This is a genomic window from Pseudomonas sp. FG-3G (genome assembly GCF_901007645.1).
GTDB lineage: Bacteria > Pseudomonadota > Gammaproteobacteria > Pseudomonadales > Pseudomonadaceae > Aquipseudomonas > Aquipseudomonas rhizophila.
In genome coordinates, this window is sequence record NZ_CAAKGZ010000045.1 from 111,317 (window position 1) to 132,696 (window position 21,380).

Consider the following 21,380-nt stretch of genomic DNA (forward strand, 5'->3'; position numbering starts at 1 on the left):
AGGCTGCTTTTTTTCGTCAAGACGCCAGGCTTTTGCGAAACCGGCCCAGGGCGATTGCGAAGAACAACAGCCCGATCGCCGCCAGTGCCAGCAGGTCTGGCCATACCACGCTCACGCCTGCATCACGGAACAGGATCGCCGCGCTGAGGCTGACGAAATGGGTCGAAGGCGAACCTTGCATCACCCATTGCAACCATTGCGGCATGCTGTCCAGCGGCGTGCTGCCGCCCGACAACAGCAGCATCGGAATGATGACCGGGATCGACAGTAAGCCGAACTGGGGCGTCGAACGGGCAAGGGTGGCGAGAAAAATACCCAGGGCGGTGCTGGCGAACAGGTAGAGCGCAGTCACCAGCAGGAAGAGCAGCATGGAGCCGGCGAGCGGAACGCCCAGTGCGAACTTGACGATGATTTCCAGCGACGCCCAGGTACATAGCACCACCACCAGCATGTTGCTCCAGATTTTCGCCAGCATGATTTCCAAGGCCGTGAGCGGCAGCACCAGCAAGTGATCGAGGGTGCCGTGCTCGCGCTCGCGCAACAGCGCCGTGCCCGTCAGGATGATGGCCAGGATCGTGATGTTGTTGACGATCTGGATCACTGCGAGGAACCAGCCACCTTCCAGATTGGTATTGAACAGCGAACGAGTGGTCAATCTCACGGGCGTTTGTTCGCTCGCTTGTGCCTGGCCGGCATAGGTCGTCAGTTCCTGTTGGAAAATCCGTCCGATGTAGCCGGCTCCCATGAACGCCTGGCTCATGGCCGTGGCATCGACGTTGAGTTGCAGCGTCGGTTCGCGTCCTGCGAGCAGGTCGGCCTGGAAATTGGCGGGCACGTTAATGACGAAGGTGTAGCGGCCATTGTCCATGACCTTGTCCAGTTCGGCGTAGGGCAGTGCCACCGGGCTCTGGAACTCCGGCGGTTGCAGGACCAGGGCCAATTGGCGCGAGAGATGGCTCTGGTCTTCGTCCACTATTGCGACACTGGCGTTGTGCACGCCGATCACCGAACCGGCGGCCGGCATGTAGATCGCCACGGTGAAGGCGTAGCCCAGGAACAGCAGCAGAACGGAGTCGTAGCGCAGGCTGGTCAGTTCCTTGAGCCCAAGACGCCAGATATGTGAAAGCGTATGCATCAGGCCTCCTGCTTCTTCAGCATGATCAGGCTGAGCCCGGTGAAGCCCAGGAAAAACCCGAACAACGCCAGGCATTGTGGCCATAGCTGGCGCAGATCAAGGGCCTTGGTGAAGGTGCCGACGGCGATGTCGAGGAAGTGCCCGGCGGGAAACAGCTGGCCCATCACCGAGGCTGCACCGTCCAGGGATGAGCGCGGCACGATCAGCCCTGAGAACTGGATGGTCGGGAGGCTGGTGATGATCATGGTGCCGAGGATCGCGGCGATCTGGGTGCGGGTGAATGCCGAGATCAACAGCCCCATGCTGGTGGTCGCCAGCACATAGAGCAGGCCGCCCAACGCCAGCGTCAGGGCGCTGCCCTTGAATGGCACGCCAAACAGCCAGCGGTTCATCGCGGTCAGCAGGGCCAGGTTGATCAGGCTTACCGCCAGGTAGGGCACTTGCTTGCCCAGCAGGAACTCCAGGCGGGTCAGCGGCGTAGCGTAGAAGTTGGTGATCGAGCCCAGTTCCTTTTCCCGCACGATGCCCAGCGCCGTCAACATGGCCGGAATGAATGCGAGGATCAGCGCCATGACCCCTGGGCCGATGGCGTTGACGCTGACCACGTCCTGGTTATAACGAAAGCGTGTCTCCAGCTTCGCGCTGGGTTGCCGGGTGGGCGCGCGACTGCTGGATTCAGCCAGTTGCTCAAGGTTGCCCTGGTGCACCGCCTGGACGTAGTTGCGACTGGTCTCGGCCCGAAACGGTATGCCGCCATCCAACCAGGCGCCCACTGTCGGTTGGCGGCCGGCGTAGAGGTCTCGACCGAAACCGGGGGGGATTTCCAGGGCCAGCTTGATCTCCGAGCGCTGCAAGCGTCGGTGTAGCTCCTTTGCATCGCGGATGATCGGTCGTTCTTCGAAGTAGCGTGAGCTGCGGAACGCCTCCAGGTAGGCACGGCTTTGCGGGCTCTGATCCTGGTCATACACGGCGAAGGCCAGTTTTTCCACGTCGAGGGAAATACCGAAGCCGAAGACCACCATCATGAACAATGCCCCCAGCAGGGCGAATGCCATCCGCACTTTGTCGCGCAGCAACTCCTTGCCCTCCCGGCTGGCGACGGCCCACAGGCGACCGAGGCTCAGGCCGCGCCGGTCCCGGGGCGCGCCGGCGTTCTCGAGGGTCACGGGGGCTGCGTCTTGCTGCGTTTCGCCTTGGGCGTTTTCCAGGCAGGTGACGAACGCGGCTTCCAGCGTCTGACCGCTGAACTGCGCTTGCAAGGCCGCTGGCGTGTCGCAGGCCAGGACCTTGCCGGCATGCATCAGCGAAATGCGATCGCAGCGCTGGGCCTCGTTCATGAAGTGCGTGGAAAGGAAAATCGTCACACCTTGCTCGCGAGACAACTCGATCAACAGTCGCCAGAAATCATCCCGCGCGGCCGGATCGACGCCTGAGGTCGGCTCGTCGAGGATCAGTACTTCCGGGCGATGCAAAACCGCCACCGCCAGGGACAGGCGCTGCCGCAGGCCCAGTGGTAGCGCCCCGGACGTTTGGTCTGCCAGTTCCTGGAGATTGAAGCGCTGGATAAGTTCATCGATGCGCTGGCGGCTGTCTGTAGTGGGCAGATCGAACAGCTTGGCGTGCAGCTCCAGGTTTTGGCGCACGCTCAATTCGCCGTAGAGCGAAAAGCTCTGGGACATGAAACCCACCCGCTTGCGGGTGGCGAGGTCCTTGGCGTTGACCGGGTTACCCAGCAGCCGGGCACTGCCTTCGCTGGCGGGGATCAGTCCGGTCAGCACCTTCATGGTGGTGGTCTTGCCGCAACCGTTGGAACCCAGGAAGCCAAAGATTTCACCGCGACCAATCGCGAAGCTGACGTTATCGACGGCGGTGAAATCGCCGAAGCGCAAGGTGAGATCGTGGGCTTGGATGGCAATGTCGGTAGTGTTGGCGGTCCTGGGGGGGATCACCAGCGGTTCGGCGTCATGGCCGCTGCCGCCCTGGAAGTGGGTGAAGGCCGAATCGAGCTTGCCGTCCTGGGTGACCTTGGCCAGCTCCGCACTCAAGCCCTTGGCGATCAAGCGACCGTTGTCGAGCATCAGGCAGTGCTCGAATTGCTCGGCCTCTTCCATGTATGCCGTGGCGACCAGCAGGGTCAGTTGCGGTCTTTGCCGACGCACGCTTTCTATCAGTTCCCAGAAGCGTCGCCGGGACAGCGGGTCCACGCCCGTGGTGGGTTCGTCGAGAATCAGCAGGTCCGGTTCATGGATCAGCGCACAACACAGGCCGAGCTTTTGTTTCATACCGCCGGACAGTTTGCCTGCCGGACGGTCGGCAAAACGCTGCAGATCGGTGGCCAGCAGCAAGGTCCCCATGCGTTGTTCGCATTCTGCTCGCGATAGCCCGAACAATGTGCCGAAGAACCGAATGTTCTCGCCTATCGACAGGTCCGGGTAAAGGTTGCCCCCCAACCCTTGGGGCATGAAGGCAATGCGTCGGTAGAGAGTCTTGCGATGGCGTCGATCGTCAATCGAGGCGCCGAGCACATCCAGTTGGCCATGCTGGAGCTTCTTCACCCCGGCAATCAGCCCCAGCAGGCTCGATTTGCCGGCACCGTCGGGGCCGATCAGGCCGCAGCGAGTGCCGGCGGGCAGGCTGAAGGCGATATCGCTCAGCGCCACATGCTGGCCGTAGCGATGTTCGAGACCCGAGGCGTGCAATGCCTCGCCGGCGGTGGCGCTCATTGCAAGTTGGCCGGCCAGTCAATGGGCGCCGTGCGCACGTAACCGGCCCCGGGCATACCCGGTTTTGCCTGGGGCACTTCGCCGGGGCGGGTCAGGTGCACTTTGACGCGGAACACCAGTTTCTGGCGCTCATCACGGGTTTCGACTTCCTTGGGGGTGAACTGGGATTTGGCCGCGACGAAGCTGACTTTGGCCGGGAGCGGCCGCTCGGGCAGGGCGTCGAGCAACAGTCGCGCTTCATCGCCCACCGCCAGTTTCCCGGCCACCGACGCCGGCAGGTAGAGGTTCATGTACTGGTCGCTCGGATCGATCATCAGCAATACTCGACCGCCGGCGCCGAGCACTTCACCTGGCTCGGCCAGGCGCAACTGGATCACGCCGTCGAGGGGGGCCCGCAAGGTGCTGTCATCTATTTCGCTGGTGAGCTGGGCCACCTGGGCCAGGGTCGCGCCGATGGCCGCATTCGCCGCCGATACCTGGGCCCGGGCGGCGTTGACCGCTGCGTTGGCGGTGTCGACGCGAGCTTGTTGCTGGTCGAGGATCTGGCCGCTGGCGTAACCGCGCTTGAACAGTTCCTGGGTCCGCTTGAGTTCTTGATGGGCGAGCAATTGTTCGCTCTGGCGCAGTTGCACGTTGGCTTCGGTGGCGGCGAGGTTCTGCCGGGCCCGGGTGACTTCGGCTTCGGCCTGGTTGCGCTGGGCCTCCAGGGTGCGGGTGTCCATGCGCGCCAGCACTTGGCCCTTGATGACGTTGTCGCCTTCGTCGACCTGAACGTCGGCCAGGCGCCCGGGTGTCTTGCTGGCGATCTGGACTTCGGTGGCCTCAAGGCGGCCATTGCCCATGCTCAAGCCTTCCGGCAGGCGATCCTGGCGTGACTTCCAATAGCCAAATCCACCGGCGGCCAGCAACAGAGCCATCAAGGCGAAGGCAAAAAAGCGAGAGGTACGATGGTTCGTCGACATGTCCGGCATCCTGCGGCTGTAGCATCGAAGTCTGCAGGATCAGCGACCGACCCCGCTTGATGTCCATCAACTCATCGGCGATCAGCGCAGCGCAATCACCGCTGCCCATTGTTCGGCCGTGACGGGCATCACCGACAGCCGTGAGCCTTTCTGCACCAGCGGCATTTCAGCCAGGGCGGTCTGTTGCTTGAGGTAGTCGAGCTTCAGCACGCGGGGGAATGTTTCGACGTGGGTCACGTCGATCGCGGTCCAGGGGTTTTTATCCGGCCCGGCCTTGGGGTCGAAGTAATGGCTGTCGGGTTCCAGCGCCGTTGGGTCAGGGTAGGCCGCGCGGACGATTCGGCCGATCCCGGCAATGCCTGGCTCGGGGCAACTGGAGTGGTAGAAAAAGAACGCATCGCCCACCGCCATGGCCCGCAGGAAGTTGCGCGCCTGGTAGTTGCGCACCCCGTCCCATCGCGCCTGGCCGAGCTTTTCCAGACCCTGGATGGACAATTCGTCGGGCTCGGATTTCATCAGCCAATAGGCCATGATTTCTACTCCTGGGCGGTAATGATAAAAAAAGTTCAGCGATCTTATGACAAACCGACAGTCGGTTGACGCCAGAGTTTGCGTGTTGCAGCAGGTTGCCGCAAAATGCCGGCCTTCCAAGCTTTACGCTGCTGCACGGCCAATAAGAAAACCGCTGCTGTCATCGTGTGTGATATGCCTTGAGGGGGGCAATCGATGAAACGCAAACCGGATTTGTTGTGGATCTTGGTCATTCTGTTCGGCCTGGGGGTCGTTACCACGGGATACGCCCAGAGTCTGTGGGCCAGCAAGACCGATACACCGATGGAAATCACCCAGCCCGCGCCTTCGCTCAAACGCTGAGCCGGTCTAGCGGACGCCGCTGTTTCCCTGCGGCGTCTACCCCGCGATATACCAATGCCGGTCGCTGACCGTTCCCTGCAGCGGCACGTCCCAGCTCGCCTGCGCCAACCGTTCGACTTTCTGACATTCATGGGCCAGTCCCAGCAGTGTCGGCTTGCGCCATTGCTTGCGTCGCGCCAGATACGCCAGGCTGCGGTCATAAAAGCCACCGCCCATGCCCAGCCGACCTCCCGCATCGTCAAACCCCACCAGCGGCAATAGCACCAGGTCCAGAGTCCAGACCTTGCGTTGCCGGGCGATGTTCATCCGCGGCTCCAGAATACGAAAACGATTGGGCCGCAGCTTTTCGCCGGGGCGGATGCGCTGGAACACCATCTTGGTCTGCGGCCATGGGCTCAGTACCGGCAGATAAGTGGCCTTGCCCCGGCGCTGAGCGGCGCGCAGCAACAGGCGCGGGTCGATCTCGCCATCGTTGGGCAGGTACAGGGCGATGTGTCTTGCCCGGCGAAACAGCGGGTGCTGGGCCAGTTGCCTATAGAGCCCGCGAGCGGCTTCACGCTGCTGGGCAGGTGTCAGGGCGCGACGAGCCTGGCGTAGCAGGCGGCGGAGTTGCGGGCGCGGCAGCAGCGCGGGTTCGGTCATATCGATATTTCACGCAATCGGAGGCGACAGCACAGCGTAACCGCAAAACAGCGCGCTCAGAAATGCCTGCGCCAGACACAACAATGCCAGTCTTGATGACTGGCATTGTGAGAATCAGGCTCCCCGGATGAACCGCTGTCGGCTTAGCCCTTGAACCCGAAAGTTCAAGGTGGAAGTTGCAGGGGGCGTTAAGGCTTTCCGTCAAGCGGACATGCACACCGGCCCCAACGTGCAACTCCCGTGGTTGTGCGTATCGGCTCAGGGACATCACCAACTGGCAAGCACCCCAGGGAGTGACGCAAGTATACCCCAGGCAGCCTCGCGAATCAGCCCTTGCTGACGTCCGGGTCGGTGGCCAGTACCAGATCCACCCGATCGAGCAGGTCGCGCACCTGTTCACGGGTCGAGCCGCTGACTTGCACGTCCGGCGTATCCTGGCGGTGCAACAGCTCGTGGGTGATGTTCAAGGCAGCCATTACAGCAATGCGGTCGGCGCCGATGACTTTGCCGCTGCTGCGGATCTCGCGCATCTTGCCGTCCAGGTAACGGGCGGCGCTTACCAGGTTGCTGCGCTCTTCCTGGGGACAGATGATCGAATATTCTTTATCGAGGATCTGCACGGTTACGCTATTGCTTGAACTCATGAGTCTTGCTCCAGGGCCTTGAGGCGCGAAATCATCGATTCGACCTTACGCCGGGCGATTTCGTTTTTTTCAATGAGGTGCGCGCGTTCCTCGCGCCAGGTCTTTTCCTGAGCTAATAGGAGTCCGTTTTGGCTCTTAAGTTGCTCGACCCGCTCAATTAGCAATTCGAGTCTGGCCATCAGCGCTTGCAGGTCGGTGTCTTCCATTGTGTCCACTGAAGATTGTGTCTGATGGGGATAGGGTCGCACAGCCTCTGATAGTCTTGGCGAGTCTGTCGATGTAGGATACAAGGCCTCCATTCTAGACATAGCGCCGTCTGGCGCCTAGCTGCCCATGCCCATTCAGAATTCCCCGTATCAAGCGTTTGCCACCCTGCTGAGCACCAGCGGTCATCCTGTCTCGCCTGCTGAACTGCATGGCCTGTTGCTTGGGCGCAGTTGCGCCGGCGCCGGCTTCGATGCCGACGGCTGGCTGGCTGACGCCGCCGAGTTGCTGGAAGGCGAGCCGGCGGACAACGTGCGCAATGCGCTCATCGGCCTGCAGGAAATGGTCAAGGGTGAGTTGACCAGCGATGACATGACCGTCGTCCTGCTGCTGCCTACCGATGACGCTCCGCTGGCCGAACGCGCCGCAGCGCTGGGCCAGTGGTGCCAGGGCTTCCTCGCCGGCTTCGGCCTGACCCGCCGCGAATATGCGTTGAGTGACGAGGCCAAGGAAGTATTGCAAGACCTGGCGGCGATCTCTCAGGTCCAGGACGCCCTGGAAGAATCCGATGACGGTGAAAGCGACTACATGGAAGTGATGGAGTACCTGCGGGTCGCGCCATTGCTGCTGTTCACCGAAACCAAGAAAACCGCTGAACCGGCCGCCAAGCCGTCCTTGCACTGATTGCTTGAAAGGGAACACCGTCTGCCCATGATTCATATCCCGAAATCGGAATACAGCCGTCGCCGCAAGGCCCTGATGGCGCAGATGGAACCCAACAGCATCGCAATCCTGCCCGCCGCCGCCGTTGCCATCCGCAACCGCGACGTCGAGCACGTTTACCGCCAGGACAGCGACTTTCAATACCTCAGCGGCTTCCCCGAGCCGCAAGCGGTGATCGTGCTGATGCCCGGCCGGGCCCATGGCGAATACATCCTGTTCTGCCGCGAACGCAACGCCGAGCGGGAGTTGTGGGATGGCCTGCGAGCCGGCCAGGAAGGGGCGATGCGTGACTATGGCGCCGACGATGCATTTCCCATCACCGACATCGACGACATCCTGCCGGGCCTGATCGAGGGCCGTGACCGGGTGTATTCGGCCATGGGCAGCAACCCGGAATTCGATCGGCACCTGATGGAGTGGATCAACGTGATTCGCTCCAAGGCCCATCTCGGTGCCCAGCCGCCGAACGAATTCGTTGCCCTGGATCATCTGCTGCACGACATGCGCCTGTATAAATCGGCGGCAGAGGTGAAGGTGATGCGCGAAGCGGCGCGGATTTCCGCCCAGGCGCACATCCGGGCCATGCAGGCCGCGCGCACGGGGTTGTACGAATACAGCCTGGAGGCCGAGCTGGATTATGAGTTCCGCAAGGGCGGGGCGAAAATGCCGGCCTACGGGTCGATCGTCGCGGCGGGTCGCAACAGCTGCATCCTGCATTACCAGCAGAACGACGCACTGCTCAAGGACGGCGACCTGGTATTGATCGACGCCGGTTGTGAAATCGACTGCTACGCCAGTGATATCACCCGTACCTGGCCAGTCAGCGGCAAGTTTTCGCCCGAGCAGAAGGCGATCTACGAAGTGGTGCTGGCCGCCCAGGAAGCGGCGTTCGCCGAAATTGCGCCGGACAAACACTGGAACCAGGCCCACGAAGCAACAGTGCGAGTCATTACCGAAGGGCTGGTGCGCCTGGGCCTGCTGGAGGGCGAAGTGGACGAGTTGATCGCCAGCGAAGCCCACAGGGCCTTCTACATGCACCGCGCCGGCCACTGGCTGGGCATGGACGTGCACGACGTTGGCGAGTACCGGGTCGGCGGCGAATGGCGGGTACTGGAAGTCGGTATGACGTTGACCGTGGAGCCGGGCATCTACATCGCCCCGAACAACCGCAACGTAGCGAAAAAATGGCGCGGCATTGGCGTGCGCATCGAGGATGACGTGGTAGTGACCAAAACCGGTTGTGAAATCCTGAGTCACGGCGTACCCAAGACGGTCGCCGAAATCGAGGCCCTGATGGCCGCCGCCCGGGCTGATGCGGCATGAGCCGGGTCAATCTGGCGATCGTCGGCGGTGGCCTGGTAGGCGCGAGCCTGGCCCTGGCCCTGCAAGCCGGCGCCAAGGCCCGGGGTTGGAAGATCATGCTGATCGAACCCTTCGCCCCCGGCGATGCCTGGCAGCCGAGCTACGATGCCCGTTCCTCGGCCTTGTCGTTCGGGTCCCGGCAGATTTATCAACGCCTGGGTATCTGGCAGGAAGTGTCTCGTCGCGCCGAGCCGATCAAGCAGATCCACGTGTCTGATCGCGGGCGATTTTCCACGGCGCGGTTGTCGGCCATGGAAGAAGGGGTGCCGGCCCTGGGGTATGTGGTGGAAAACGCCTGGCTCGGCCAGTGCCTGTGGCAAGGGTTGGACACCGAGGTGGTCAGTTGGCACTGTCCGGCACAAGTCACCCGGATGGAGCCCATGGTCGGCGGCTATCGCCTGACGCTCGATGACGAAACCACCTTGGAATGCGACCTTGCCGTGCTGGCTGACGGTGGTCGTTCCAGCCTGCGCGAACAGCTGGGTATTGGCGTGCGCAATCGACCTTATGGCCAGAGCGCGCTGATTGCCAACATCACACCCGGCGAAGCCCACAACGGCATGGCCTTCGAGCGCTTCACCGACGACGGCCCGATGGCCTTGCTGCCGCTGCCGGAAAACCGTTGCGCGTTGGTCTGGACCCGCCAGGGCATGGATGCGCAACGTCTGGCGGCCCTGGATGAGCGCAGCTTTCTCAGCGAATTGCAGGGCGTGTTCGGTTATCGCCTGGGCACCCTGAAACAGGTTGGCGCTCGACATCTTTATCCGTTGGCGCTGGTGGAAGCCGAAGAGCAGGTCCGCCCGCATCTGACGATCCTGGGCAACGCGGCCCACAGTCTGCATCCGATTGCCGGCCAGGGGTTCAATCTGTCCCTGCGCGATGCCCAGGCCCTGGCCGACGCCTTGCTCGACAGCGACAGCGCGCCGGGGGATTTCGCCGTGCTGCAAGCCTATCGCGAGCGTCAGCGGATGGATCAGACGCTGACCGTCGGGTTTTCCGACCAGGTTACGCGGCTGTTCAGCAGCAACCTGCCGCTGGTGTCCCTGGGCCGCAACCTTGGCCTGCTGGGGCTCGACCTGCTGCCTCCGGCCAAGCGCTGGTTCGCCCGCCAGGCCATGGGGTTGGGGACGCGTCCCGATGCGTGAGGCTTGGTTCGATCATTTTTCTCATGGGCGACTCATGTCGCCAGCACAACAGGCTTAAAGCATGGAATTGCGTGCAGATCTGCTGATTGTCGGCGCCGGAATGGTCGGCAGCGCCCTGGCGCTGGCGTTGCAGGGTAGTGGCCTGCAAGTGCTGTTGCTCGACGGTAGCCCGATGAGCGTCAAACCCTTCGATCCCCAGGCTGCCTTCGAACCTCGGGTCAGTGCATTGTCGGCGGCGAGCCAGCGGATCCTTGATCGTCTTGGGGTCTGGGACGGCATTATCGCCCGGCGCGCCAGTCCTTATACCAACATGCACGTCTGGGATGGCAGCGGCACCGGGCAGATCCATTTCTCGGCGGCCAGCCTGCATGCCGAGGTCCTGGGGCACATCGTCGAAAACCGCGTCGTGCAGGATGCCCTGCTGGACCGCCTGCATGACTGTGATCTGGGCCTGCTGGCCAACGCGCGGCTTGAGCAGATGCGCCGCTCCGGCGATGACTGGTTGCTGACCCTGGCCGATGGCCGCACCCTGCGGGCACCGCTGGTGATCGCCGCCGACGGTGCGAACTCCGCCGTGCGTCGCTTGACGGGGGTTGCCACCCGGGAATGGGATTACCTGCACCACGCCATCGTAACCAGTGTGCGCAGCGCCCGGCCTCATCGGATGACCGCATGGCAGCGCTTCACCGATAACGGTCCCTTGGCATTCCTGCCACTGGAGCGCGACGGCCTGCACGACTGGTGCTCGATCGTCTGGTCCACCACCCCTGGCGAAGCTCAGCGGTTGATGGCGCTTGAGGAAGCGGATTTCTGCAACGAGCTGGAGCGGGCCTTCGAGGGGCAACTGGGGACGGTGCTGAGCGCCGATTCGCGCTTGTGCGTACCGCTGCGCCAGCGCCATGCCAAGCGCTACGTGGCCGAAGGGCTGGCGCTGATCGGCGATGCGGCCCACACCATCCATCCGCTGGCCGGACAGGGGGTGAACCTGGGTTTCCTGGATGCCGCCGTCCTGGCCGAAGTGCTGTTGCAGGCGGCCGGGCGCGGTGAACGGCTGGCGGACGTGAAGGTACTGAGCCGCTACGAACGCCGACGCATGCCCCATAACCTGGCGCTGATGGCCGCGATGGAAGGGTTTGAGCGGCTGTTCCAGGCCGATCCGTTGCCGGTGCGTTGGCTGCGTAATACCGGGCTGAAACTGGTGGACGGTCTGCCCGAGGCCAAGGCGTTGTTCGTACGTGAGGCGTTGGGGTTGACCGGGGATTTGCCGGATTTGGCCAAGGTCTGAGAGATGGGTTGGGGCTTATGGCCCTATCGCGGGCAAGCCTTGCTCCCACAAGCTCTTGCTTCCACAGGGGCAATGTGGGACGAGCTGTTGTGGGAGCACGGCTTGCCCGCGATGGCGGACGCAAAAACACAGCTCCTCTCATAGTCGCAACATTTTGAAACGTGTCTGGACACTGTTCGATTGAGAAGGCAAATGTGAGTCCTTATCATTCGCGCACTTATAACAATCGAGAGACCGCTCCCATGTTGGCACCCAAGCGTCTGCTGTCCGTCCTCGCCTTGACCCTGATCGGCGCTACCGCCGCCCAGGCTGCCGATGAGGTAGTGGTCTACTCCTCGCGTATCGATGAGCTGATCAAGCCGGTTTTCGATGCCTACACCAAAAAGACGGGCGTCTCGGTGAAGTTCATCACCGACAAGGAAGCGCCATTGATGCAGCGGATCAAGGCCGAGGGTGAAAACGCCACCGCGGATCTGTTGCTGACCGTCGACGCCGGCAACCTCTGGCAGGCCGAGCAGATGGGGATTCTCCAACCGTTCACTTCCAAGGTGATCGACGCCAACATCCCGGCCCAATACCGCGCGTCTTCCCACGCCTGGACCGGCCTGAGCCTGCGGGCGCGGACCATTGTCTACTCCACCGACCGGGTCAAACCGAGCGAACTGACCACCTATGAAGCCCTGGCGGGTAAAGAGTGGGAAGGCCGCCTGTGCCTGCGCACCTCGAAGAAGGTCTACAACCAGTCCCTGACCGCCACCTTGATCGAAACCCACGGCGCGGAAAAAACCGAAGAAATCATCAAGGGCTGGGTCAAGAACCTGTCCACCGATGTGTTCTCCGATGACACGGCACTGCTTGAAGCCATCAATGCCGGGCAGTGCGACGTCGGTATCGTCAACACTTACTACTTCGGTCGCCTGCACCAGCAGAAGCCGGACCTGAAGGTCAAGCTGTTCTGGCCGAACCAGGCCGACCGTGGCGTGCACATCAATCTCTCGGGCATCGGCCTGACCAAGTACGCACCGCACCCGGAAGCCGCGAAGAAACTGGTGGAGTGGATGACCACGCCCGAAGCCCAGAACATCTTTGCCGACGTGAACCAGGAGTTCCCGGCCAATCCGAACGTGGAGCCTTCCAAGGAAGTCGCCGCCTGGGGCAAGTTCAAGGCTGACACCCTGCCGGTTGAAGTGGCGGGTAAACGCCAGGCCGAAGCCATCCGCTTGATGGATCGCGCTGGCTGGAACTAAAAAAGCACTCAAGATCGCAGCCTGCGACAGCTTCTACAGGGGATCGCGTTCCAATGTAGAAGGTGGCGCAGGCTGCGATCTTTTTTTTGCGGTTTAATAGGCGTTTGCTGACTGCCCCGAGATTCCCCCTTGACCCACCCCGTCCAACGCCGCTGGTACCCTCTGGTTTTTGCTATCGCCGCGCTGGTGCTGTTGCCCTTGAGCGTCCTGCTGCTGTCCTGGCAAAACATCGATCAGCAAATCTGGTCCCACCTGTGGGATACCCAGATGCCACGCTTGTTGGGCAACACCCTGACGCTGATTGTCGGTGTGGGTGTCGGTGTAACGTTGCTGGGCGTCAGCCTTGCCTGGCTCACCAGCCTGTGTGAGTTCCCCGGGCGACGCTGGCTCGACTGGGCGTTGATGTTGCCGTTTGCGATTCCGGCCTACGTGCTGGCGTTTGTCTTCGTGGGCCTGCTGGACTTTGCCGGTCCGGTGCAGACATTGATGCGCGAATGGTTCGGCAGCGACCTGCGCCTGCCCCGGGTACGCTCCACCGGCGGAGTGATCCTGGTGCTGGTCCTGGTCTTTTACCCTTACGTTTATTTGCTGGCGCGAAGTGCGTTCCTGGCCCAAGGCAAGGGATTGATGGAAGCGGCCCGGGTGCTCGGGCAGTCGCCGTGGCAGGCGTTCTGGCGAGTGGCGTTGCCGGTGGCCCGACCGGCCATTGGTGCCGGCGTGGCGCTGGCGTTGATGGAAACCTTGGCGGATTTCGGCGCGGTGTCGGTGTTCAACTTCGACACCTTCACCACGGCCATCTACAAAACCTGGTACGGCTTCTTCAGCCTCTCCAGCGCCGCGCAACTGGCCAGCCTGTTGCTGCTGGCGGTGATGCTGGTGCTTTACGGCGAACGCCGCGCCCGAGGCGCCCAGCGGGCGAGCAACGAGCGACCCCGGGTCAAGGCGCTTTATCACTTGCGCGGTCTCAAGGCGGTGGCGGCCAGCGGCTGGTGCGCCCTGGTGTTTGCCTGCGCATTTGTTATTCCGATGCTGCAACTGCTGGTGTGGTTCTGGCAGCGCGGCCGGTTCGATCTGGATGAGCGTTATGCCGGGCTGATCGTCCATACCCTCTATCTGGGTGGGCTCGCGGCACTGGTCACCGTTTGCGTCGCCTTGCTGTTGGCCTTCGCTCGACGCCTGGCGCCGACCCGTCCCATTCGCGCCGGTGTCGGCCTGGCGAACCTGGGCTACGCCTTGCCCGGTTCGGTGCTGGCGGTATCGATCATGCTTGCCTTCAGTTATTTGGACCGCGAACTGGTCATCCCCCTGTCAACGCTACTTGGCGGTGCCGGCAAACCGTTGCTGTTGGGCAGCCTGTCGGCCCTGCTGCTGGCCTATCTGGTGCGCTTTTTGGCCGTGGCCTACGGTCCACTGGAAAGCAGCCTCGCGCGAATCCGTCCTTCTTTGCCTGAAGCAGCACGCAGCCTTGGGGTCAGTGGGCCGCGACTGTTTTTCAAAGTGTATCTGCCGTTGCTGTTGCCGGGCACCTTGAGTGCGGCGTTGCTGGTGTTCGTCGATGTGCTCAAGGAAATGCCCGCGACCCTGCTGATGCGCCCGTTCGGCTGGGACACGCTGGCGGTACGGATCTTTGAAATGACCAGTGAAGGGGAGTGGGCCCGGGCCGCGTTACCGGCGCTGACCCTGGTGCTGGTGGGGTTGTTGCCGGTCATCGGATTGATACGACGCTCGGCCCATCGAAACAGCTAGGTGTCAGTCCTACATCATGCGGCTACAATGCGCGGCATTCGGTGCGGTCCGTCTGTCGGACCGGGCAACTGATAGCGTCTGAAAACGTTTTTGGCGTTCACGCTGTGCAGTGCTCGTCCGCACCTTCGCCAAGCCCGGAAGGAGACACCCATGGGACAGCGTACGCCTCTGTATGACCTTCATCTCGCCCTCGGCGCGAAGATGGTCGATTTTGGCGGTTGGGATATGCCTTTGCATTACGGCTCGCAGGTTGAGGAGCACCATCAGGTGCGTCGCGACTGCGGTGTGTTCGATGTATCCCACATGACCGTTATCGATGTCGCCGGTCCCCAGGCCAAGGTCTGGTTGCAGCGCTTGCTGGCCAACGATGTCGATCGCTTGCAGGACACGGGACGTGCCTTGTACAGCACCATGCTTAACGAGCGCGGCGGCATCGTCGACGACATGATCATTTATCGGGTCGAGCACGGCTATCGGCTGGTCTTCAACGCCTCGACCCGCGATCAGGACCTGGCCTGGATGCAGGCACAACTCGGTGAATACGATGTGCACCTGCTTGAACGCCCCGAACTGGCAATGCTGGCGATCCAGGGCCCCCAGGCCCGGCACAAGATTGCCGAACTGGTTTCGCAATCGCGCGGCCAACTGATCCAGCAACTCAAGCCTTTCGAAGGCCGTGCCGACGGTGACTGGTTCATCGCTCGTACCGGCTACACTGGCGAAGATGGCCTGGAAATCGTCCTGCCTGCCCACGAAGCCCCGAGTTTTTTCAATGATCTGGTGGGCGCCGGCATTTCTCCCATCGGCCTTGGCGCTCGCGATACCTTGCGTCTGGAAGCTGGCATGAACCTGTATGGCCAGGACATCCACCAGGACGTTTCTCCGCTGGCCTCGAACATGGCCTGGAGCATCGCCTGGGAACCGGCGAGCCGTCAGTTCATCGGGCGCAGTGCTCTGGAAGCCGAGCTGGCCGGCGGTGTACAGCAAAAGCTGGTGGGCCTGGTGCTGGAAGAACGCGGCGTTCTGCGCGCTCATCAGGTGGTCCGCATCGCCGATGTTGGCGAAGGGGAGATCACCAGTGGTAGTTTTTCTCCTACGCTTAGCAAGTCAATTGCCTTGGCACGCGTTCCGATGGCCACCGCCGATCGTGCCGAGGTGGAAATTCGTGGTAAGTGGTACCCGGTACGAGTGGTCAAGCCGACCTTCGTCCGCCATGGCAAAACCCTGATTTAACCTTTTGCGGCGGGCCGCTGACCGCTGACACTTCTCTTGAGGACACAGAATATGAGTGATATCCCTGCCGAACTGCGTTTTGCCGAAAGCCATGAGTGGGCGCGTCTGGAAGCTGACGGTACGGTCACCGTGGGCATCAGCGATCATGCGCAGGAAGCTCTGGGTGATGTGGTGTTTGTCGAGCTGACCGAGGTCGGTAAGGTTTATTCCGCGGGTGACCAGGCCGGTGTGGTGGAGTCGGTAAAAGCCGCTTCCGACATCTACTCGCCGATCAGTGGCGAAGTGATCGCAATCAACGAAGACCTGGGCGGTTCACCGGAACTGCTGAACTCCGATCCATACGGGGCCTGGATCTTCAAGCTCAAGCCAAGCGACAAGGCTGAGCTGGACAAGCTGCTTGATGCAGCAGGCTACAAGGCTGCTATTGGCGAATAAGCAACAAACCTGTGGGAGCGAGCCTGCTCGCGATGGCTGTGGGTCAGTCAATATGGTTGCCACTGATCCACCGCCATCGCGGGCAGGCTCGCTCCCACAGGTTTTAAGTGCCTTGGAGAGAATTGCCAGGCAAAAAAATGCCGCTCAATCGAGCGGCATTTTTCATCGGTCTGGAATCAGTCCTGGGCGACGGCGTTTTTCGCCAGGATCGCGTTGGCCAGCTCCATGTCGGTGGCCTGCAGGCCCGGGTTGTCGGCACGGACTTTCTGCATTGCAGCTTCCAGGTATGGACCACGGATACCGCCGTCGCTGGCAACGAAGCTGCCGGCGTCGTCCTGAGCGGCGACGATCAGCTTGTTATCCTTGAAAGTCAGGTAGGTGGAACCGGTGGTTGCACCGGACGAGATGACGTTACGCCAAAACGTGTCGGCCATTGCCGAGCCGACAGGAAGAGCGAGCAAGGCCAAGGTCGCGACAGCAAGTTTGAGACGCATGATAGGTGACTCCACTGGGTTAACTATGACTTTGGATAACCAACCCCTCGATTGAGTTCCATGACGTCTCAGTCAGCCCGTTCTACCAGCAGCACCGCGCCTTCCTGTGCCACCACCCTGACCCGCGTGCCCACGGGCGACTCGGGCCCCTTGGCCAGCCAGACACTGTCCGCCACCTTGATCTTGCCGCGTCCATCGATAATCGCTTCATGAATCTGAAAGACCTTGCCGATCAGTTCCTGCCCGCGCAGGTTCAGGAGCGGTTGATCGCTTTGGCGCACTGCGCTGCGCTGGCGTCGCCACCAGTACAGTGCTGTCGCGATGGCGAAAAGGCCGAATAACAGGAACTGCATTTCCCACGGCATCTGGGGCAGGATGAACGTGAGCACGCCGACCGCGGCGGCGGCGATGCCGATCCACAGCAGGTAGCCGCCGGCGCCAAACACTTCGAGGATCAGCAGGATGACGCCCAGCGCCAGCCAGTCCCAGTACGATAGTTGTTGCAGGAACACCCACATATTGGCGCCTCAGGCTTTCTTGCTGTCGAAGGTGGCCTTGACGATCTCACCGATGCCGCCAACCGCTCCGATGACCTGACTGGCTTCCAGCGGCATCAGGATCACTTTGCTGTTGTTGGCCGACGCCAGGCGGCCCAGCGCATCAATGTATTTTTGCGCGACGAAGTAGTTCACGGCCTGGACGTTGCCGTCTGCGATTGCCTGGGATACCACCTGGGTGGCCAGCGCTTCGGCTTGCGCTTGACGCTCGCGGGCCTCGGACTCCAGGAACGCGGCCTGGCGGCTGCCCTCTGCCTCGAGGATCTGCGCCTGCTTCTTGCCCTCGGCGGTGAGAATCGCCGACGCTCGCAAGCCCTCGGCTTCCAGGATTTGGGCACGCTTGATGCGTTCGGCTTTCATCTGCCCTGACATGGCGGCCATCAGGTCGGCCGGTGGGCTGATGTCCTTGATCTCGATCCGGGTGATCTTGATGCCCCACGGTGCTGTAGCTTCATCGACAGTGCGCAGCAGTTTTTCATTGATGCCATCACGCTGGCTCAGCATCGCGTCCAGCTCCATGGACCCCAACACGGTGCGGATATTGGTTTGCAGCAGATTGCGGATCGCGTGCTCGAGGTTGTTGACCTCGTAGGCTGCCTGGGCCGTGTTGACCACCTGGAAGAAGCACACTGCGTCGATCTGTACCGTGGCGTTGTCGGCGGTAATGACTTCCTGAGGTGGGATGTCCAGTACGCTTTCCATGACATTGATCTTGCGGCCGATGCGATCCATCACTGGGATGATGATGTTCAAGCCGGGCTTGAGGGTGTTGGTGTAGCGGCCGAACCGTTCGACAGTCCATTGGTAGCCCTGGGGCACGACCTTGAAGCCCATGAATAGAATGGCGACCACGAGGCCGATAAAAAGTAAAAGTACGCTACCGATCTGCATGACTGTTCCCTGTTCTGATTGAAAATGACTTGCGCGCCCTGAGTGTAGGGCAAACGGCCATTGTCATCACTCAGAGGGAGCAAAGCTTGCTCGCGATGCAGGCGCCTTGCTTCCTTGGGAGACCGCGTCATTTTCATCGCGGGCAAGCCTTGCTCCCACAGCCTCTCCCCACAGCTACTTCTGCTCGCTCTGCGGGGTCACGCGCAGGACTTCCTCAACGGTCGTCAGCCCGGCGGCGACTTTTTGTGCGCCCGATAACCGCAAGCTGCGCATCCCTTCCTTGAATGCCTGGCGACGCACCGCCAGCAGGTCGGTGTCGGGGTGAATCAAGCCTTTGACGCTGTCGGTCAATTGCATGATTTCGTAGACCCCGGCGCGGCCGCGATAGCCGGTGTCACGGCATTCCAGGCAGCCGACGGCCTGTTGGGCATTGGCCGGCAACGGGGCCTGCCAGGGGCGTGTCAGGGTCTGCCAATCGTCTTCATCCAGGGTCAGAGGGGCCTTGCAGTGCGGGCACAGCGTGCGTACCAGGCGCTGGGCCATGACGCCGAGCACCGTGGCTTTGATCAGGTAATGGGGCACGCCTAGCTCCAGCAAGCGACTGATGGCGCTCGGTGCATCGTTGGTGTGCAGGGTCGAGAGGACGAGGTGTCCGGTGAGCGCCGCCTGGATCGCCATTTCAGCGGTTTCCAGATCGCGGATCTCGCCGATCATGATGATGTCCGGGTCTTGCCGCATCAACGCACGCACGCCGGCGGCGAAGGTCAGGTCGATGTTGTGCTGCACCTGCATCTGGTTGAAGGACGCCTCGACCATTTCAATCGGGTCCTCGATGGTGCAAAGGTTTACCTCTGGCGTGGCCAGCTTCTTGAGGGTGGTGTAGAGGGTGGTGGTCTTGCCCGAACCGGTCGGGCCGGTCACCAGGATGATGCCGTTGGGCTGACGGGTCATGTCTTGCCAGCGGCGCAGGTCATCGGCGGAGAAGCCGAGCTGGTCGAAGTCCTTGAGCAGTACTTCGGGATCGAAGATCCGCATGACCATTTTTTCGCCAAACGCCGTGGGCAGCGTCGACAGGCGCAATTCCACTTCGCCACCGTCCGGAGTCTTGGTCTTGACCCGGCCGTCCTGGGGCTTGCGCTTTTCCGCGACGTTCATCCGCCCCAGGCTCTTGAGGCGACTGATGATCGCCATCGTCACCTGCGGCGGGAACTGATAGACGGTGTGCAGCACCCCGTCGATGCGAAAGCGCACCGTGCCCTGCTCGCGACGCGGTTCGATGTGGATATCGCTGGCCCGTTGCTGGAAGGCGTATTGGAACAGCCAGTCGACAATGTTGACGATATGGGCGTCGTTGGCGTCCGGCTCCTGATCGCTGGCGCCCAGGTTGAGCAGTTGTTCGAAGTTGCTCAGGTTGCTCGGTTGCTGGTCGACCGTAGTGGCGCCGCTGACCGATTTGGCCAGGCGATAGAACTCCACGCTCAGGCGCTGGATATCCACCGGGTTGGCAACGACCCTCTGGATCGGCAGCTTGAGTACATGGGTCAGGTCCGCTTCCCAACTGCTGACGTAAGGCTGGGCGCTGGCCACCGTGACCGCGTCGCGGTCCACAGCCACCGCGAGAATCTTGTGGCGCTGGGCAAAGGCGTAGGACATCAGTGGTGTGACGGCCGCCACGTTGATTTTCAGCGGGTCGATGCGCAGGTAGGGCTGGCCGGCCTGTTGCGACAGCCAGAGGGTCAGGCTTTCCAGGTCCAGGCGCTTGCCGGGGCGGCTGAGATCGTCCAGATGCTGGTTGGCGATGAACTCCAGTGGGTGCAACTGGGCGCTGGCGCTATGGCGCCGGCGCGCATTGAGTGCGGTTTCGGCGCAGTCCTGGCTGATGAAGCCCTGGGCGACCAATTGGCGCAGCAGATCATTGAGGTCCAGCCAGCGGTCCTGAGTGGCGTGTTTGGTGGACATGCGGGTTCCTATTGGACAATTGCAGCAAAGCCGCGATACAGACGCTTCGGCGTCCTCGCTCGGTCTGCAAAAGAATAGTCCCGACACTATGGACCGTTGGGCCACTACCCGACCAATGCGTTTCGAATTCTTGCCGGCAGCCGTTCAGCCTGCCGCCTGGGCCGGCTCAAGGCGCGCACTGTCAGCGTCTTGCAGGTCCACGGAACACACGCTGATCAGGTTACGTAATTTTTCAGCAAGCACTTGGGCACGGTGCCAGCTCAACCCGTCCATGAGGATCTCCATCGACAGCAGATCGGCGTCGCGTTCGACGTGGACCTGCCGGGGTGTCAGGCCTTGCAAGGCAAACAGATTCAGCGCCCGGCACAGCAGATCCGGTTCGGCTTCGGCCCGCAGATAGTAGTGGGCGCGACAATGGCCGTTCTGGGCGTGCCAGACATCGGGTCGGTTGGGGGTGACGGCTTCGAGAGAGGGCATGGACAGTCTCCGTGGATGTGGAGAAATATTTACATGCGCGACGGGGTATTTCTTATCTAATATGAATGATTATTCAGATCTGGTGAATCGTATGATTCAGGATTAAGTCTAGAAGAGGTTTATTTATGCACGGAGAGTTGGACGGCTACGACCGCAGGATCCTGGCGCTGTTGCAAGAGGATGCTTCGCTGTCCAGCGCGCAGATCGCCGAACAGGTGGGCTTGTCCCAATCACCCTGCTGGCGGCGGATTCAACGGATGAAGGAGGAGGGGATTATTCGCGGTCAGGTAACCTTGCTTGATCGCAAGAAAATCGGCCTGAACACGCAGATATTCGCCGAAATCAAACTCAACGCGCACGGACGTTCGAACTTCACCGAGTTCACCGAAGCCATTCGCGGCTTCCCCGAGGTGCTGGAATGCTACGTGCTGATGGGATCGGTGGATTTCCTGCTGCGCATCGTCACGGCGGACATCGAGGCGTATGAGCGTTTCTTTTTCGAAAAGCTGTCGATGGTGCCGGGGATCCAGGAAGTGAACTCGATTGTGGCGCTGTCGGAGATCAAATCGACGACGAGTTTGCCGGTGGTGCGCTGAGCTTGTTTTTGCGGTGTTTGTGCTGCCCCCATCGCGAGCAGGCTCGC

Annotated in this window: 22 protein-coding genes and 1 other RNA gene; 10 read left to right on the forward strand and 13 right to left on the reverse strand. The window is 61.7% G+C overall.

Translation table 11 applies throughout. From position 1 onward, the window contains the following. Positions 1–16: 16 nt before the first annotated feature. The 4 genes from PSEUDOMOFG3G_RS26405 to PSEUDOMOFG3G_RS26420 all read right to left on the reverse strand — a co-directional run bounded on the left by PSEUDOMOFG3G_RS26405 (position 17) and on the right by PSEUDOMOFG3G_RS26420 (position 5,351). Positions 17–1,135 (reverse strand): ABC transporter permease, encoded by a 1,119-nt coding sequence (locus PSEUDOMOFG3G_RS26405; protein ID WP_047226089.1) that lies wholly within the window; start codon positions 1,133–1,135, stop codon positions 17–19. Further along, on the reverse strand, positions 1,135–3,858 hold the full coding sequence (rbbA, locus tag PSEUDOMOFG3G_RS26410) for a ribosome-associated ATPase/putative transporter RbbA (protein WP_139048910.1): 2,724 nt from the start codon (positions 3,856–3,858) through the stop codon (positions 1,135–1,137). Before rbbA ends, PSEUDOMOFG3G_RS26405 begins: the two co-directional genes overlap by 1 nt. Continuing rightward, positions 3,855–4,820 (reverse strand): HlyD family secretion protein, encoded by a 966-nt coding sequence (locus tag PSEUDOMOFG3G_RS26415; RefSeq protein WP_107321378.1) that lies wholly within the window; start codon positions 4,818–4,820, stop codon positions 3,855–3,857. Before PSEUDOMOFG3G_RS26415 ends, rbbA begins: the two co-directional genes overlap by 4 nt. 81 nt (positions 4,821–4,901) lie before the next feature. Next, complete coding sequence (locus PSEUDOMOFG3G_RS26420; protein ID WP_139048911.1) at positions 4,902–5,351, reverse strand: EVE domain-containing protein; 450 nt, start codon at positions 5,349–5,351, stop codon at positions 4,902–4,904. Between the two features lie 195 nt (positions 5,352–5,546). Here PSEUDOMOFG3G_RS26420 and PSEUDOMOFG3G_RS26425 point away from each other — a divergent pair, with 195 nt between their 5' ends. After that, positions 5,547–5,693: a hypothetical protein gene (locus PSEUDOMOFG3G_RS26425; protein WP_092395219.1), complete on the forward strand. Its 147-nt coding sequence runs from the start codon at positions 5,547–5,549 to the stop codon at positions 5,691–5,693. 36 nt (positions 5,694–5,729) lie between these two features. Here PSEUDOMOFG3G_RS26425 and PSEUDOMOFG3G_RS26430 read toward each other — a convergent pair whose 3' ends face one another. The 4 genes from PSEUDOMOFG3G_RS26430 to PSEUDOMOFG3G_RS26445 all read right to left on the reverse strand — a co-directional run bounded on the left by PSEUDOMOFG3G_RS26430 (position 5,730) and on the right by PSEUDOMOFG3G_RS26445 (position 7,185). Beyond that, positions 5,730–6,335, reverse strand: coding sequence for a 5-formyltetrahydrofolate cyclo-ligase (locus tag PSEUDOMOFG3G_RS26430; RefSeq protein ID WP_047226085.1), 606 nt, complete (start codon positions 6,333–6,335; stop codon positions 5,730–5,732). Positions 6,336–6,451: 116 nt separating this feature from the next. Then, positions 6,452–6,631: non-coding RNA, 6S RNA (gene ssrS / locus PSEUDOMOFG3G_RS26435), on the reverse strand. Between the two features lie 30 nt (positions 6,632–6,661). Beyond that, on the reverse strand, positions 6,662–6,979 hold the full coding sequence (locus PSEUDOMOFG3G_RS26440) for a cell division protein ZapA (protein ID WP_047226084.1): 318 nt from the start codon (positions 6,977–6,979) through the stop codon (positions 6,662–6,664). After that, positions 6,976–7,185 carry a TIGR02449 family protein gene (locus tag PSEUDOMOFG3G_RS26445; RefSeq protein ID WP_030138125.1) on the reverse strand — a complete coding sequence of 70 codons (210 nt, stop codon included), beginning with the start codon at positions 7,183–7,185 and terminating at the stop codon, positions 6,976–6,978. The genes PSEUDOMOFG3G_RS26440 and PSEUDOMOFG3G_RS26445 overlap by 4 nt, the downstream gene beginning before the upstream one ends. Positions 7,186–7,312: 127 nt before the next feature. Between PSEUDOMOFG3G_RS26445 and PSEUDOMOFG3G_RS26450 the strand changes: the two genes are divergently transcribed. The 8 genes from PSEUDOMOFG3G_RS26450 to gcvH all read left to right on the forward strand — a co-directional run bounded on the left by PSEUDOMOFG3G_RS26450 (position 7,313) and on the right by gcvH (position 16,359). Beyond that, complete coding sequence (locus PSEUDOMOFG3G_RS26450) at positions 7,313–7,867, forward strand: YecA family protein (protein ID WP_047226083.1); 555 nt, start codon at positions 7,313–7,315, stop codon at positions 7,865–7,867. Between the two features lie 27 nt (positions 7,868–7,894). After that, positions 7,895–9,229 carry a Xaa-Pro aminopeptidase gene (gene pepP / locus PSEUDOMOFG3G_RS26455; protein ID WP_047226082.1) on the forward strand — a complete coding sequence of 445 codons (1,335 nt, stop codon included), beginning with the start codon at positions 7,895–7,897 and terminating at the stop codon, positions 9,227–9,229. Next, complete coding sequence (gene ubiH, locus PSEUDOMOFG3G_RS26460; protein ID WP_047226081.1) at positions 9,226–10,413, forward strand: 2-octaprenyl-6-methoxyphenyl hydroxylase; 1,188 nt, start codon at positions 9,226–9,228, stop codon at positions 10,411–10,413. The genes pepP and ubiH overlap by 4 nt, the downstream gene beginning before the upstream one ends. A gap of 67 nt (positions 10,414–10,480) precedes the next feature. Continuing rightward, entirely contained in the window at positions 10,481–11,698 is a 1,218-nt protein-coding gene (locus tag PSEUDOMOFG3G_RS26465) for a 2-octaprenyl-3-methyl-6-methoxy-1,4-benzoquinol hydroxylase (RefSeq protein WP_171061307.1), read from the forward strand. Between the two features lie 242 nt (positions 11,699–11,940). Beyond that, positions 11,941–12,945, forward strand: a complete 1,005-nt coding sequence (locus PSEUDOMOFG3G_RS26470; RefSeq protein WP_076383055.1) for an extracellular solute-binding protein — start codon at positions 11,941–11,943, stop codon at positions 12,943–12,945. 129 nt (positions 12,946–13,074) lie between these two features. Then, positions 13,075–14,691 (forward strand): iron ABC transporter permease, encoded by a 1,617-nt coding sequence (locus PSEUDOMOFG3G_RS26475; RefSeq protein WP_139048912.1) that lies wholly within the window; start codon positions 13,075–13,077, stop codon positions 14,689–14,691. Positions 14,692–14,841: 150 nt separating this feature from the next. Further along, positions 14,842–15,924 (forward strand): glycine cleavage system aminomethyltransferase GcvT, encoded by a 1,083-nt coding sequence (gene gcvT, locus PSEUDOMOFG3G_RS26480; protein WP_047226077.1) that lies wholly within the window; start codon positions 14,842–14,844, stop codon positions 15,922–15,924. Positions 15,925–15,975: 51 nt separating this feature from the next. Then, positions 15,976–16,359, forward strand: a complete 384-nt coding sequence (gene gcvH, locus PSEUDOMOFG3G_RS26485; protein WP_139048913.1) for a glycine cleavage system protein GcvH — start codon at positions 15,976–15,978, stop codon at positions 16,357–16,359. Positions 16,360–16,535: 176 nt separating this feature from the next. On the opposite strand, the gene PSEUDOMOFG3G_RS26490 is transcribed toward gcvH, so the two are convergent. The 5 genes from PSEUDOMOFG3G_RS26490 to PSEUDOMOFG3G_RS26510 all read right to left on the reverse strand — a co-directional run bounded on the left by PSEUDOMOFG3G_RS26490 (position 16,536) and on the right by PSEUDOMOFG3G_RS26510 (position 20,737). Continuing rightward, on the reverse strand, positions 16,536–16,856 hold the full coding sequence (locus PSEUDOMOFG3G_RS26490; RefSeq protein WP_171061308.1) for a DUF2388 domain-containing protein: 321 nt from the start codon (positions 16,854–16,856) through the stop codon (positions 16,536–16,538). 65 nt (positions 16,857–16,921) lie between these two features. Beyond that, a complete protein-coding gene (locus tag PSEUDOMOFG3G_RS26495; RefSeq protein WP_047226074.1) occupies positions 16,922–17,371 on the reverse strand; it encodes an NfeD family protein in 450 nt (149 codons plus the stop codon). A 9-nt stretch (positions 17,372–17,380) separates the two neighbouring features. Further along, the gene (locus PSEUDOMOFG3G_RS26500) at positions 17,381–18,301 is read right to left on the reverse strand and encodes an SPFH domain-containing protein (RefSeq protein ID WP_047226073.1); all 921 of its coding nucleotides are present in this window, start codon (positions 18,299–18,301) and stop codon (positions 17,381–17,383) included. 174 nt (positions 18,302–18,475) lie between these two features. Further along, positions 18,476–20,260, reverse strand: a complete 1,785-nt coding sequence (locus PSEUDOMOFG3G_RS26505; protein ID WP_047226072.1) for a GspE/PulE family protein — start codon at positions 20,258–20,260, stop codon at positions 18,476–18,478. 144 nt (positions 20,261–20,404) lie between these two features. Next, positions 20,405–20,737 (reverse strand): hypothetical protein, encoded by a 333-nt coding sequence (locus PSEUDOMOFG3G_RS26510; RefSeq protein ID WP_139048914.1) that lies wholly within the window; start codon positions 20,735–20,737, stop codon positions 20,405–20,407. Positions 20,738–20,862: 125 nt separating this feature from the next. Between PSEUDOMOFG3G_RS26510 and PSEUDOMOFG3G_RS26515 the strand changes: the two genes are divergently transcribed. After that, on the forward strand, positions 20,863–21,333 hold the full coding sequence (locus PSEUDOMOFG3G_RS26515) for an Lrp/AsnC family transcriptional regulator (RefSeq protein WP_047226070.1): 471 nt from the start codon (positions 20,863–20,865) through the stop codon (positions 21,331–21,333). Positions 21,334–21,380 lie beyond the last annotated feature (47 nt).

Excerpts from the sequence above, each read along its gene's own strand:
- PSEUDOMOFG3G_RS26405 (WP_047226089.1), bottom strand. The coding sequence starts at position 1,135 with ATGCATACGCTTTCACATATCTGGCGTCTTGGGCTCAAGGAACTGACC.
- rbbA (WP_139048910.1), bottom strand. The coding sequence starts at position 3,858 with ATGAGCGCCACCGCCGGCGAGGCATTGCACGCCTCGGGTCTCGAACAT.
- PSEUDOMOFG3G_RS26415 (WP_107321378.1), bottom strand. The coding sequence starts at position 4,820 with ATGTCGACGAACCATCGTACCTCTCGCTTTTTTGCCTTCGCCTTGATG.
- PSEUDOMOFG3G_RS26420 (WP_139048911.1), bottom strand. The coding sequence starts at position 5,351 with ATGGCCTATTGGCTGATGAAATCCGAGCCCGACGAATTGTCCATCCAG.
- PSEUDOMOFG3G_RS26425 (WP_092395219.1), top strand. The coding sequence starts at position 5,547 with ATGAAACGCAAACCGGATTTGTTGTGGATCTTGGTCATTCTGTTCGGC.
- PSEUDOMOFG3G_RS26430 (WP_047226085.1), bottom strand. The coding sequence starts at position 6,335 with ATGACCGAACCCGCGCTGCTGCCGCGCCCGCAACTCCGCCGCCTGCTA.
- PSEUDOMOFG3G_RS26440 (WP_047226084.1), bottom strand. The coding sequence starts at position 6,979 with ATGAGTTCAAGCAATAGCGTAACCGTGCAGATCCTCGATAAAGAATAT.
- PSEUDOMOFG3G_RS26445 (WP_030138125.1), bottom strand. The coding sequence starts at position 7,185 with ATGGAAGACACCGACCTGCAAGCGCTGATGGCCAGACTCGAATTGCTA.
- PSEUDOMOFG3G_RS26450 (WP_047226083.1), top strand. The coding sequence starts at position 7,313 with ATGCCCATTCAGAATTCCCCGTATCAAGCGTTTGCCACCCTGCTGAGC.
- pepP (WP_047226082.1), top strand. The coding sequence starts at position 7,895 with ATGATTCATATCCCGAAATCGGAATACAGCCGTCGCCGCAAGGCCCTG.
- ubiH (WP_047226081.1), top strand. The coding sequence starts at position 9,226 with ATGAGCCGGGTCAATCTGGCGATCGTCGGCGGTGGCCTGGTAGGCGCG.
- PSEUDOMOFG3G_RS26470 (WP_076383055.1), top strand. The coding sequence starts at position 11,941 with ATGTTGGCACCCAAGCGTCTGCTGTCCGTCCTCGCCTTGACCCTGATC.
- gcvT (WP_047226077.1), top strand. The coding sequence starts at position 14,842 with ATGGGACAGCGTACGCCTCTGTATGACCTTCATCTCGCCCTCGGCGCG.
- gcvH (WP_139048913.1), top strand. The coding sequence starts at position 15,976 with ATGAGTGATATCCCTGCCGAACTGCGTTTTGCCGAAAGCCATGAGTGG.
- PSEUDOMOFG3G_RS26495 (WP_047226074.1), bottom strand. The coding sequence starts at position 17,371 with ATGTGGGTGTTCCTGCAACAACTATCGTACTGGGACTGGCTGGCGCTG.
- PSEUDOMOFG3G_RS26500 (WP_047226073.1), bottom strand. The coding sequence starts at position 18,301 with ATGCAGATCGGTAGCGTACTTTTACTTTTTATCGGCCTCGTGGTCGCC.
- PSEUDOMOFG3G_RS26505 (WP_047226072.1), bottom strand. The coding sequence starts at position 20,260 with ATGTCCACCAAACACGCCACTCAGGACCGCTGGCTGGACCTCAATGAT.
- PSEUDOMOFG3G_RS26510 (WP_139048914.1), bottom strand. The coding sequence starts at position 20,737 with ATGCCCTCTCTCGAAGCCGTCACCCCCAACCGACCCGATGTCTGGCAC.
- PSEUDOMOFG3G_RS26515 (WP_047226070.1), top strand. The coding sequence starts at position 20,863 with ATGCACGGAGAGTTGGACGGCTACGACCGCAGGATCCTGGCGCTGTTG.